We start from the raw sequence: 13776 nt of genomic DNA, 5'->3' as shown, positions 1-13776 counted from the left end.
CATCCGTATTCAACAAAATATTCGTACTTTTGTATAAGTGGTCTTCCCGGAAAAAGAAGGGAAAAGCGTTGAAAAAAAGAAAATTCTAAAAGAAAAAAAATCAGCATGATTCAATTAAAAGAAGGAGATAAAGCTCCGGACTTCAAAGGTATAAATCAGGAGGGAAAAGAAATTTCACTGAATGATTTTCAAGGTAAAAAACTCATTCTGTATTTTTATCCGAAAGACAATACTTCCGGTTGTACGGCAGAAGCCTGCAATTTGAATGATCATTATGCCAGCCTGACAGCCCAGGGATATGAAGTCGTAGGAGTAAGCCCCGATTCGCCGGCTTCCCATTTGAAATTTATAGCCAAATACAACCTGGCTTTTCATTTAATTGCCGACACGGAGAAGCAGATTCTGGAGAAATACGGCGTATGGGCAGAAAAATCCATGTACGGACGAAAATATATGGGGGTACTTCGTACCACCTTTCTTATAAACGAAAAAGGCAGGATCGAAAGAATCATTACTAAAGTGAATACGAAAGATCATGTCTCTCAGATTATCGGTTAGCAAAAAGAACTGCAGTTCTTTTTTTACCGGTATATTTATTGTTTATCATTAATTTAAATAGCATGACTTCAAAAGAAATCAATCAAGACAAATTAAAAGCCTTACAACTTACATTGGACAAAATCGAAAAGAATTTCGGGAAAGGGAGCATTATGAAGCTGGGAGCAAACGAAATCGAAAATATTCCGGTTATTCCATCCGGTTCAATTTCTTTGGATAAAGCTTTGGGAGTAGGAGGATATCCGAAAGGACGGGTCATTGAAATCTACGGTCCGGAATCTTCCGGCAAAACGACTCTGGCTATCCATGCCATTGCAGAAGCACAGAAACAAGGCGGAATAGCCGCCATCATCGATGCAGAACACGCCTTCGACCGCGCTTATGCAGAGAAACTGGGTGTCGATACGGAAAATCTTTTTATTTCCCAACCGGACAACGGGGAACAAGCCTTGGAAATTGCCGACCAGTTGATTCGTTCAGCAGCCATCGACATCATTGTGATCGATTCGGTAGCTGCCCTGACGCCGAAAGCGGAAATCGAAGGGGACATGGGCGACAGCGTCATGGGCTTACAAGCCCGGCTGATGTCGCAGGCTTTGAGAAAACTGACCGGAACGATCAGTAAGACCAATACCTGTTGCGTTTTTATCAACCAGCTTCGGGAAAAAATCGGAATCATGTTCGGAAACCCCGAAACGACAACCGGTGGAAACGCCTTGAAATTTTACGCTTCCGTACGACTGGACATCCGGAAAATCGGTCCGATTAAAGACGGAGAAGAAATTCTCGGAAATCATACCCGTGTAAAAGTGGTCAAGAACAAAGTGGCACCTCCTTTCCGGAAAGCCGAATTCGATATCATGTACGGAGAAGGAATCTCTCTGTCCGGCGAAATCGTAGATTTAGGGGTGGAATACAATGTGATTAAGAAAAGCGGAAGCTGGTTCTCTTATGGAGATAGTAAACTCGGCCAAGGCCGCGAAACCGTTAAGCAAATGATTATGGATAATCCCGAACTGGCAGAAGAGTTGCGCCTGAAAATCGTAGCCGCTATGAACGGTTCTGAATACCATCCAACAGATGCAGAAATTGCAGAAAGTTAAATGAGCCGCCGAAAATAAAAAGTGCGGAGGATAAACACAGAGGGAGAAAGTGATAAGTGCGGAACCTATTAACTTTCTCCTTTTTCTTTGGATTTTTGGAAATTTCCGCCCTTCAAGAGTGTATATAAATAATTTAATAAGCTATAAATAAACTGTTTACACAAACACAATGTTTTTTCAATCAGTCTACGGACTCCTCATCATTTACCTATGAAAAATATTATTTACCCCACCCTGATCTTATTATCACTTATGGCTTGCGATAATAAAAAAGAAAATCCGGAAGCCCGGAAAGGTTATAAAACGCCGGAACAAAAACTCAGTTCCGACATCATGACACCGGAAGTACTCTGGTCTTTCGGTCGTATCAGTAATCCCGCCATCTCTCCGGACGGAAGCAAGGCTGTCTATGGAGTAACTTATTTCAACAAAGAGGAAGACCGTTCTTATACGGACCTCTATGTTATGAATCTGGCAGACGGGAAAATCACCCAAATTACCGATACCGATTACAATGAATCGGATGCCAACTGGACTCCGGACGGCAAAAGAATTTCTTATTTGGCGAAAGGACAACTCTGGGAAATGAATCCGGACGGTTCCGGAGCAAAACAAATTACTCAGATCGAAGGAGGTATTAACGGTTATTTGTATGCCCCCGATGGGAGTAAAATCGCCTACTACAAAGACATAAAAATGGAACCGACTGTACAGGATATGCACCCGGACCTTCCAAAAGCCAAAGCCCGGATCATCAATGATCAGTTCTACCGGCATTGGAACGACTGGGTAGAAGGATATACCCATATTTTTATCGCCGATTATACTCCCGCCCAGCCCATTACTTCCGGACAGGATATCATGAAGGACGAAAAATGGGAATCCCCCGTACGTCCGTGGGGAGGAACCGAACAACTGGCTTGGACCCGGGACGGCCAAAAGCTTATCTATACCTGCCGTAAAAAATATGGTATCGATTATGCCTTTTCCACCAATACCGACCTCTACGCTTATAACACGGCTGACGGAACGACCGTCAACCTGACCGAAGGGATGATGGGATACGATAAAAACCCGGTTCTCTCCCCGGATGGGAAAAAAATGGCTTGGGAAAGTATGGAAAGGGACGGCTATGAAGCTGATAAAAACAGGCTTTTCGTCATGGATTTGGAAACCGGAAAGAAAAAGGACTTTACGAAAAATTTTGACCAAAGTGTGGGCAATCTGGCTTGGGATAAGGATAATAATACCGTTTGGTTTATCTCGGACTACCACGCAACAGACGAAATTTATTCCCTCAATACAACGAGCGGGGAAATCAAAAAACACACGGACGGCATTCACAATTATACTTCCGTAGTTCCGGTAAACGGAAGCCTGATCACCACTCAGGTTTCTATGAGTAAACCCGCAGAAATTTACCGGACAGACCCAGCTACCGGCAAAGATGAAGAGCTTTCCTTTATCAACAAACCGCTCCTGGACCAACTGACGATGGGAAAAGTGGAAAAACGCTGGGTAAAAACCACCGACAACAAAGATATGCTGGTGTGGATGATCTATCCGCCCCATTTCGACCCGAATCAAAAATACCCGGCCATTCTGTATTGTGAAGGAGGTCCCCAAAGTACAGTCAGCCAATTCTGGAGCTACCGCTGGAATTTCCAGCAGATGGCTGCCAACGGTTATATCATCGTAGCACCTAACCGGCGCGGCCTGCCGGGATTTGGTCAGGAGTGGCTGGAGCAAATCAGCGGAGACTATTCCGGACAAAATATCAAAGACTATCTTTCAGCTATCGACGAAGCTAAAAAGGAACCGTATATCGACGAAAACCGGCTGGGATGTATCGGAGCTTCTTATGGCGGTTATTCCGTTTATTATCTGGCAGGTCATCACAACAACCGCTTTAAAGCATTTATCGCTCACTGCGGTATTTTCGATCTGGAAATGCAATATTATACGACCGAAGAAATGTGGTTTGCCCACTGGGATTTAGGCGGAGCTCCTTGGGAAAAAAATAACAAGATAGCTCAACGTACTTATGCTAATTCTCCCCATAAATTTGTGGGCAATTGGGATACTCCGATTTTAGTGATTCATGGACAAAAAGATTTCCGTATCGACGCCTCTCAGGGAATGGCTGCTTTCAATGCTGCTCGTATGCGCGGTATTCCGGCCCAATATTTATATTTCCCGGAAGAATGTCATTGGGTGTTAGGCTGTCAGGACGGTATTCTCTGGCAACGAACATTTAAAGCCTGGTTGGATAAATGGCTAAAATAACCCTCTGGGACGAGGAAGGGTGTCCTACTGATTCATCGTTTAACGATAAAAAGTGCTTTAAGGACAGTCTTTAAATCTTCAAGAATCTAAAAAATGACGTATGGAATCAAATTTTTTCATACGTCATTTTTGCCTTCAAACAGCTTTAAAACCCAAAAGTGAAGGGCAGATTTAATTTACTTGTTTATTTTTCTTAGGTATTCCTCCGCCTTATTTCGGGAAAGAGCTGGAGGCTCCGTTCGCTATTTTGTATAGTCAGTCTCCCCTAAAACGCAGATGCTTCCTCCTTTTAGTCACACTTCGTGTGCCTAACGTCGGCGGACAACCCTGCGTTTTTTAACAGTACGACTTCCTGACAAAATTACGCTCTCTCCCGCCATACCTCTTTCCCGAAACAAGGCTCCGGCTTCAAACACAGGCGCTTCGGGAAAACATTTAAAGAAGTAACGAGGGGAGGATGTGGCGGGCATCGGAGGTTGTTTGTGTTTTTCAGTCATTGCGGGAAGGAGCGTCTTTCTGTGCGAAAGCGGAGTGTAAAAAACACCATTTGTCCGCCGACTTTAGGCAGGCAAAGCCTGTCTAAAAGGAGGAAGTTTTGGTGTTTTAACGGAGCTTGAGCTTACAGAAAAGCGAGTGAAGCACGACTGAAAAACGCAAACAACCGAAGAAGGGGAAGCAAATAAATCTACCTTAAGATAAACAACACCGTCTCTGGGTTTATCTCCATTCCTTATATTGCTGCATTCTCTCTGTTACTTTCCGGATATAATCCCGGGTTTCCTGTGCCGGCAACCGCTTGGAAAGATAAGCATACAAATCCTCGTAACTGTAGCTGTTTATTTTAGAAATAGCATTACTTAAGCGAGTATTACCGGTAAAAGCCCGGCTTACGTTGCCAGCTCCCGTATTATAGGCGGCAATCACGCACAACATCCGGCTTTTGGAATCCTTTACCTGCTGAAAAGAACGCGTATACAATAAATGCAAATAAGCAGTCCCTAATTCAACATTATTATGAGGCTCGTACAAATAATTAGCCGTAGGACGTTTGTCTTTTCCGTAAACATAGCGATAAGCGTCTTTGCCTGCATAATGGGGCACGATTTGCATCAAACCGTAAGCCGGAACGTAAGATTTAGCCTTGGGATTAAAATAAGATTCCGTATGAATAACCGCATATACCAAAGCCGGATCAAAGCTGTATTTCCGGCAAAAGTTCTCTACCTCTGTTTCATAACGTTTGGCCCTTACCCGGATATGATCGGGAGCTAAAGGCAAGGAAAATACAACGACTTCCCGCTCTTCCCCGTCTTCTCCTTTTACTTTTTCGATCTTGGGCTCTCCTTTTTCTACAATTTCTTTCACCGCTTCCGGAAGATTTTCCTTGGAAATTTTTCCGCCTTCCGGGGTCTCCACCTGCCCTGCCAATACCGGTTCTTCACTCAATTGCCGCCGTTTCTCGTATTCCGTATCGTAATCTTTAGAAGTCCCCCTGTTCTCCATCAAACGGGTCACCTCTTCTTCCAATTTCCGTTTTAATTCCCCCGTATCCTGTACCTCATTCTCTCCTACAATTATTTCTATTTTCGCTTCCCCTTTTTCAAAATCCACCACAGTCCGGCTTTTATGGTCATCCGAATATTCTACCCAATCTTTATTGGTACTTTCTACGGCATTTCCTTTTCCCCATTCCTTCTCCACCTGCTTTTTAAAAGCAGCATAGGCTTCCTGTTCGGCTTTCACATATTTTTCATACTCAGCAAGCAAATCGCTAAGCCCCTTTTTCTGTTCCTGCTTTAACTGTTCCCGTTCCTGTTCTTGTTTACGGGCAAACTCTTCCAATTCTCTTTTACTCTGACTCCACACCAAAAAAGGCAGAAAAACCAATAGCAAAATAACGACTGTCTTTTTCATATTATCTCGGTTTTATATTAATTACGAATGCAACGCACACTAAATCCCCTTTCTTTTTCTCCACTTTTTTTACTCAATTTATATTTTTTCCTGTTAGACTCCAGTTCCAATCCATAAGCTTCATTACTATTCACAGAAGTAGACAACCACCAATACCCGTATGCACTGGCCTTTAAAAAACTTCCTTCCGGGGAACGGTAACCTCCGGCAAGCATCCCTTGTATCAGTTGCCCGAGTGAATTTCCCGCTAACATGTTCCATTCCGCTTCACTGGGTATATGCCATCCATCCGGGCAAATACCCTGAATTTCCGTCCAACTGCCTTCTACATATTTAATGCCGCTTGTGCTCTCTCCGAACATCGCTTCCCACCAGGTGTACAATCCGCCATAAACCTCATTGTTCGCCTGCTGATCCCCGTATGCAAACTTCTGTATACCTGCTTTCCGATGGGTCTGTACATCCCGAATTTTTACCCATTCCCCGACATTCATATTTTTAGCCATCCAGCATTGGTTCCCGATTTGTATCGTCGGATACTGTTGTCCATCGCGGGGATCCACAAAAACAGCACCACAAACGAAAGTATCCCTCTCTCCCCTCCTTCGCTTTAAAGCAGCCGCAGCCTTTTCCTGCCCCTGAGCAGCCGCTTTCTCATACCAGGAATCTGCCTGAGCCGGGTCTCTTTCCACCCCTTCTCCGTTTTCATACAGACGCCCTAAATGATATTGAGCATCCGCATTCCCTTGCAAAGCCGCCCGCCGATACCAATTAGCCGCCTGTACTTTACTTTCCCTGACGCCTTTCCCCGTTTCCAACAATATTCCGACCCAATTCTGGGCAATAATATTTCCGGCTTCTGCAGCTTTCCGGAAACAAATATAAGCCTCCGAATAATTACCAGCCTGATAAAAAGCCTCTCCCTGAATCATCACCGTCTCCGGAGAAAGCCCTTTTTCCAAAACCATGTTCAGGGCACAGATTTTTCCTTCCTGTATCATCACTGTTTTTTCCTCGTCCTTATACCCTTCAAGGGCTAGCCGGATCTTATGCTCTCCTACTCCCATTTTCTGAATCAAATTGGGGGTAGTCCCGAAAACCTCCTCGTCCACATAAATAGTAGCCCCCGCCGGCTCACTGCTGACATCCAGAATACCATATATCCGGACCAGCGGTTCCAATTTCAAGGTCAGCTCCTCTCCGGCTTTTACTTCGATATCTTTCCGTTGAGTCCGACAGGAAGGCATGCGTTGCTCGATACTGCACAACCCGGCATTCACTCTTCCTTTCCAGCTTCCCGTCCCTTTCTCCTCTCCATTGACCCACAAAGAAGCTCCCCCTTCTCCTATTAACGTCAGCTCGGCAAAATTGGGTTGCAAATCGATATGCACCAGGCTGGTTTTCCCGTCTTCCACAGTCACCTCCCGGACAACAGGCTGATACATGGATTTTATCACTTTAATCCGGTGAGTACCGCTTTTCACTTTTTCCGTTACGCAAGGGGTTATCAAAGCTGTCAACTCTTCATCCACGATCACCTGAGCTCCGTTTTCCGGTTCCGTAACAATTTTAATAAATCCAAAAGCCGGACGCAATGCGACACGAAGTTCTGACTTCTTTTCCGCCGTCAATTCTACCGTTCCCGCTTCCGTGTGATACATCGGAGCTTCCACCCGATAGGTATGTTTTCCCAAAGACAATAATTTATGTACCATTTCCTGTCCGCTTCCTACATATTCGTTATCTACATATACTAATGACTCTTCCGGTTCTGTTGTGACAACCAAATATTGTTTTTGTACAATTTCGTGTACAATTGTTTCTATTGTTCCCGTTGTCAGCACCATTTCGTACACACAAGCCTTTTCAATCCGTTCCGGATAAAGATAATCACGCAAAATCCCCAAACGGGCATGCCGGATCGTCAGTCGCCTGGCCCCATAGGGCACATACAACCAGACTTCCCCTTTCTTTTGTATACTGCCCATACTGCCCAAAGCATCCGGATCAAAATCAAATCCGGTCTCTGTCGTCACGATCTTGATAATCGCACAACGATCCCCATTCTGGTCCGTACGTCCCTCACTTCCCCGAGCCGATAAATCGGTTTCCAATTTCCGGAAAGATTGAACCGAAATTTGTTGGGCCTGTACCCCTCCTAAAGTGAAAAAGAACAAAAGCAACAAGAGTAATTTCATCGTTTCGCTTTTAAAATTTATAAACTGCAAAAACAGCCCGTTTATTGTCTTTACTTCCATTATTACATATACCCGTTTGAAAACTACAGGTATACATCAGTCCTCCCCCATAAGCTGTAGAAGTCCAATATATCTTGTCTAAAGGCGTACCTTCAAGATAGGAAAACAAAGTATTAATCGCCTTTTTTATGGAATATAAAAATTTGATTTCTTCCAGAGTTGGCAAACGCCAGCCTTTTCCTTCACACCAGCTTTTTGCTTCGTTCCAGGAAATATCAGCTAATTGATGGAAAGAAATGGCCCAGCCGTGTTGTCCCCCCTTTTCTACCCGATAGACCATACCTTTTAAACCTCCCCGCTCATATAAATCCCCTATCTTATATGTTTTAGTTTCCGTCGTAGTCGTAGGAGGCGTATTTCCCTGACTGCGATCGATGGAGGTTTTCGAAGAGTTTCCCCCACTATTTTCAAGAAGCAGGATTTCCGAGGGGTCGTATTCCCAGGTAGATTCCCCTTCAAAAACGTACAATTTATCGCCTAGCCCGGTACAAATGCATTGGAAATCTTTAAAATCTGCTTCCGGCAAGATTTGCCATTGTTTATGGTTTATGTCAAAGCCATAGAAGGATCTGTTTTTCCCGGTTATATGCCCGGAAAAATACAAATACTGGGTAGTGGCACATCCGACAAAATGAAGCGTTGCACCCGGATAATCCGGTACAGCCGTTTTCTGCATCGTTACCGGATCCAGCTCATAGAGGTTTTTATTTGCCAGAATATAGGCCTTCTCTGCATTCGAAAATCCATGATATCCTCCCGGATCAGCTCCCTTTTCCGTCCATTGATCCGTTCGCGGATCATATTCCCACCACTTGTTTTTTTTCCGCTCTCCCACATATCCTTTCCCTTGGTAAGCGAATCCGTAAGTGTTATAACTGATATTCCCTTTAAAATCCCGTTTTGCCATCCAGCTATCCGTCTGCGGATTATACTCCCAAAATTTCCGGGATCCCTTATAACCGGAAGCCGCTCCCATATATCCTCTATCGCCGATAACAAAAAATACCGGAGCATAAATTTCCTGAGGCAGTTTTCCTTTTTTCGACCATTTGTCCTGTTCCGTATCGTATTCCCAAAAATCAGTGCCATACCGGCCTCCTACATATATTTTTTGTCCGAAGGCAAAACTAATTCCCCCATAGCGGACAGAAAAAGGAGGAGCTGCCCTCTTTCTCCATTTTCCTTTTTGAAACAATTTTCCATTCGCCTGTAAAGCTTTCTCGTCCCCGGCTTCCATAGCCCGCTTAAAAAACAGCACAGCCTGTATCGAATTTTTTTCCACTCCCCTTCCGTCTTTGTATAAAACGGCCATATTGTAATATCCTCTTCCGTCTCCCCGCTCACAAGCCTGCTTGTAAAAACCGGCAGCCTCTTCGTATTGGCCTAGCAGGGCTGCAGAGTCTCCCTTGGCATTCAATTCCGCAGCTGTAAAGCGGAAAACTTCCAGTTCCGCTTTTACTTCTTCGAGCTTTCCTTCGGTAATCCGGAGATTCCGGACATAGGAATTATATCCCTCTTTCAAAATTTCCAGCCGGCACTCCCCAATCAACACTTTCGGAAGTACCAAAGGAGTATTCCCCCATTTTTTCCCGTCTATGCGAATCTCCGCTCCTGCGGGCACAGAACTGACATTCAAAGCTCCATAAATCGGCTGAGGAGCTTCCAGCACAATCGCCTTGGTATCTCCCGCTTGTAATTCCAATGATTTCCGAACTGTCCGGTGGGAAGGTCTGCGGGCTTCCACAACGCATACCCCAGCACTCAACCGACCGCTCCATTTTCCCTTTCCCTTCTGCTCATTGTTGATCCACAATTCCGCTTCCGGATCCGTCGTCACGGTAACCGAAGCAAAATTAGCCGAAAGTCCGGCGTCTACGGTAGCTGTCTGATTATCAGATACGGTCACCAGTTGCTCCACCGGCTGATACATCGAACACACCACTTGTACCCGGTATTCTCCGCTCTTTAAACGCTCGCTCTTATAGGGAGTCTGTCCCACCTTTACTCCGTCGATATACACGTCCGCACCGGTTTCCGGCTGCGAAGTGACCGCTAGAAAGCCATAAGCCGACGGCATGGTCAGAGATAAATCTTCCGTGGATCCGGCCGTCAGATTCACTTCCTGTTCTACCGGATGAAAAAAGTTTTTGGCCACCCTTATCCGGTGTTTTCCTTCTTTCAAACGTCCGCTTTTATAAGGAGTGAGTCCGACTTCTTCCTCATCCACCCATACCCTTGCCCCGGTTTCCGGCTGTGAAGTAAGAGTCAGGTATCCGAAAGCAGGCTTCAACCGTATATCCAACTCCGCCTTTTGATCGGCTTTTACTTCCACCGTACCGGCTTCCGTCCGGTACAAAGGAGCCGTAATCCGGTATGAATACTGCCCGAACTTCATGTATTTCTGTACCACCCCTTCCGTAGCCGCCTCATACACATCGTCTATATAAACCATGGCTTCCTTAGGTTCCACCCGAATCACCAGCCACTGTTCCGTCAGGGCATTCTCCACCGTCGTGATCACCTTACCCGTTGTCAATACCATTTCGTATACACAAGCCTTGTCTATCCGCTCCTTATAAGCATAAGCCCGGAGCACTCCCAGTTTGTCGTGTTTTACGGTAAGATAGCGGGAGCCATAAGGAACATACACCCAATACTCCCCGATTTTCCGTTCCACCGCAACAATCCCGTTCCCGTCCCCGTCAAAGTAAAATCCCTGTTCCGGTGCAACTACCTTGACGATAGCACATATATCCCCGTTCTGATCTACACGCTTCTCCGTACGGGCCGAGAGATCGTTCTCCAGTTTGCGGAACGATTGTACTGAAATCTGCTGGGCTTCCGCCAAAGAAATACCCATAACCAATACCATAAATAATATAAATTTCATGCAAGCTAACTTTATAAATTACTTGTTTTTAATTCTATTTTATATGGGTCTGCCGATGACTCCATTAACTTTTTGTAAAATGCATCGTCCACGCCCTTTATTTGTTCCGCCTTTTTCTTTCCGACATGAATAAAATATACCTGAACCGTATTTATCTTCTTTTTGTTCGCCGGTCCGACCACAAAATACATTTTTCCCTCCTCCACGGCAAAATGAGCAAAATACCCTTTCTTGGCGGGAATCGTCAGCACTAATTCCGAACGATTTTCCTCCGGATCATATACGGATACCGAATACCCATTCTTTTCCGAGGAAGAGAAAACAATCTTATGCTGAAACCAATACTTTGTAGTCCACCTCCATACAACCGGAACAGGAGCCCATTTATCCAGCCCCGACTGATAAATATAATCCTGTCCTAAAGTAAAAATAGCATTCCCCATAGCTGCTAATCCCCAATCTACCCGACTTTCGCCCAACGGAAATTTTATATTTTCTGACACTTCTACCGTACGGGCTGCATAAGGAGGAAGGGCACAGGCAATCCACTTTTTCGAAGGAAAATCATATTTGTAAAATCCCCTTACAGAAACCGTTTCTTTATGGGCTTTAAAGTGGTAATATTTGTTTATCGTCCTTCCGGAAACACGACTTTGAGCTTCGTCTTTAGCAAAGACAGAGGCCGTATAGCTGGGAGAACACTCCCGCTGGACAAACAAGACATAAGCCTGTTGTCCCAGGATAAGGGGATTTGTTCTGGAAGTGTAGGAAGGAACGCCCGAAAAGTCGATGTCTGCCTCGTTCCAAACTTTCGCACTCTCCGGTGATAACGTCAGGTCAAGTGCCGACACTTTCCCTTCCTCCACCGTACAAAAGCGGGTTATTTTCTCATATCCCGGTTTGATTAATTCCACTCTATTCTCTCCGATCAATACCTGCCGAACAATCTGAGGGGTCGTTCCGCAACTTTCTCCGTTTAAAAGAATATCGGCTCCTCCCGGATTGCTGTTGATATTTAATGTTCCGTAAATCGGTTCAGGCGAACCGATAGTTAACTCACGGTTTTCTCCGGCTTTTATTTCTATAGACTGACGAACGACACGGTGGGAAGGACGACGAGCTTCCACCACATACATGCCTGCAGTCAACCGACCGTTCCATCTTCCTTGTTCTTTCTTTTCATCATTGATCCAGATTTCAGCTTCCCGGTCGGTCGTAACGGTCAGTAATCCGTAATTAGCCGACAGGTTCAGCCGCAGTGGAAGCGTCTCTCCGTCCGTGACCTTTATCGTCTGACGAATTGGCGCATACATCGCTTTTACCACTTCTACAGAATGCTCCCCACTCTTTAAGCGCTCACTCCGGTAAGGGGTTCGTCCCACCTCTTCCCCGTCTATCCATACCCGGGCTCCCGCTTCGGGTTCCGAATTTATTTCCACATAGCCGAATGCGGGGCGCAAGCGAACAGATAACTCCTGTTTATTCTCGGCAGAAAGTTCCACCTGTCCCGCCTCCGGATGATATAAGGCACAATCCACCCGGTACGTATGCCGTCCTAAGGGTAAAAATTTCTGTACCCGTCCGGCCTCCCCGGCTTCGTAGATTTCGTCAATATACACCATTGCTTCCTGAGGTTCGGCCATAATCACCAACCACTGTCCGCCGACATCTTCTTCCACAACCGTCTTCACCCGCCCCGTCGTCAATATCATTTCGTATACACAAGCCTTTTCTATTCGTTCCGGATAAGCATAATTCCGCAATATACCCAGATCCAAGTGTTTAATTGTCAAGTGTTTCGCCCCATAAGGTACATACAACCAGATCTCCCCTGTTTTCTGCACCGTCCCCATCGTTCCCAAAGCATCCGGTTCAAACACAAAGTCCGTTCCCGGCGTCACCACTTTAATAATCGCACACCGGTCTCCATTTTGGTCCGTACGCCCCTCACTCCCTCGGGCCGAAAGATCGTTCTCCAGTTTCCGGAACGATTGTACTGAAATCTGCTGGGCCTCCGCCAAAGAAACGAAAAATAATAACACTATTCCTAAAACACTTTTCATCGGAAAAAATTTATCTTCATTAAAAAATCCGTCCGCCTATCGAATCTCTCTGGCCTTCCGAACATTTTATACTTCAAAATTATATTCTCTTTTTAGAATTCCTACCTTTTTTAAACTTTCTTTTTCATTTACTCAAAAAGGACTGATACTCTTACAGTATTCATGAACGAATCTTGTGTTCGGATAAAATCTACTATTGTTTTTCCTTGTCAAATTTTTCTCGGGAACAGAGTTCCGGCCATCAGCCCCAAAAGGTTGCCCGTCAGCAGTGTACCGATTACGAAGGCAGATCCATTTAAATCTCCTTTTTGGCCTGTACCACCCACCGTCTCCCGTCCGATCTCCCTTTTGGGCGGCGGCAACCGCCCTTTCCGAGAGACCCTCCGTACGACTTCTTCCCTCTTTTTTAGCTCGATTTAAGACCGGAAGGTTGGGAACTAACATACTAACCGGAAGCCGAGGTCGTAGTAACGGTCGCCAGGCGTGTTGTAGCTACGATACGACCCGCGACAGCTCCTGGCTCCGTCGCTCCAGCTACCGCCCCGGAGCATCCGGAAAGAACCACTAGTAGCTCCTGACGGGTCTCTCTGAGAAACACTACTATAATTTCCGTACCAGTCTTCACACCATTCCCATACATTACCATTCATATCGTATAAGCCCAACTCATTCGGCTGTTTTTCACCTACCCGATGCGTACGGCA

8 protein-coding genes are annotated in these 13776 nt (G+C 45.4%); 3 read left to right on the top strand and 5 right to left on the bottom strand.

Features of this window, described 5'->3' with window-relative positions; genetic code table 11:
* Nucleotides 1-105 precede the first annotated feature (105 nt).
* The 3 genes from bcp (at nucleotide 106) to HMPREF9449_RS03960 (ending at nucleotide 3947) form a co-directional block, all read left to right on the top strand.
* Complete coding sequence (gene bcp, locus HMPREF9449_RS03970; RefSeq protein WP_009135940.1) at nucleotides 106-558, top strand: thioredoxin-dependent thiol peroxidase; 453 nt, start codon at nucleotides 106-108, stop codon at nucleotides 556-558.
* A 62-nt stretch (nucleotides 559-620) separates the two neighbouring features.
* Entirely contained in the window at nucleotides 621-1661 is a 1041-nt protein-coding gene (gene recA, locus HMPREF9449_RS03965) for a recombinase RecA (protein WP_009135939.1), read from the top strand.
* Between the two features lie 210 nt (nucleotides 1662-1871).
* Nucleotides 1872-3947 (top strand): S9 family peptidase, encoded by a 2076-nt coding sequence (locus tag HMPREF9449_RS03960; RefSeq protein ID WP_040611201.1) that lies wholly within the window; start codon nucleotides 1872-1874, stop codon nucleotides 3945-3947.
* 717 nt (nucleotides 3948-4664) lie between these two features.
* On the opposite strand, the gene HMPREF9449_RS03950 is transcribed toward HMPREF9449_RS03960, so the two are convergent.
* From HMPREF9449_RS03950 to HMPREF9449_RS03930, 5 genes are all read right to left on the bottom strand, one after another.
* Complete coding sequence (locus HMPREF9449_RS03950; protein WP_009135937.1) at nucleotides 4665-5861, bottom strand: murein transglycosylase domain-containing protein; 1197 nt, start codon at nucleotides 5859-5861, stop codon at nucleotides 4665-4667.
* A gap of 17 nt (nucleotides 5862-5878) precedes the next feature.
* Nucleotides 5879-8059 carry a PEGA domain-containing protein gene (locus HMPREF9449_RS15820; protein ID WP_187118585.1) on the bottom strand — a complete coding sequence of 727 codons (2181 nt, stop codon included), beginning with the start codon at nucleotides 8057-8059 and terminating at the stop codon, nucleotides 5879-5881.
* Nucleotides 8060-8069: 10 nt separating this feature from the next.
* Complete coding sequence (locus HMPREF9449_RS15815; RefSeq protein ID WP_009135935.1) at nucleotides 8070-11009, bottom strand: PEGA domain-containing protein; 2940 nt, start codon at nucleotides 11007-11009, stop codon at nucleotides 8070-8072.
* 11 nt (nucleotides 11010-11020) lie between these two features.
* A complete protein-coding gene (locus HMPREF9449_RS15810) occupies nucleotides 11021-13072 on the bottom strand; it encodes a PEGA domain-containing protein (RefSeq protein WP_009135934.1) in 2052 nt (683 codons plus the stop codon).
* 437 nt (nucleotides 13073-13509) lie between these two features.
* Nucleotides 13510-13776, bottom strand: a 267-nt coding sequence (locus HMPREF9449_RS03930) for a formylglycine-generating enzyme family protein (protein ID WP_009135933.1), incomplete at its 5' end; no start/stop codon positions are given.

The organism is Odoribacter laneus YIT 12061 (assembly GCF_000243215.1).
In the GTDB taxonomy this organism is placed as follows: Bacteria; Bacteroidota; Bacteroidia; order Bacteroidales; family Marinifilaceae; genus Culturomica; species Culturomica lanea.
This window is presented reverse-complemented; position numbering and strand designations above follow the sequence as displayed.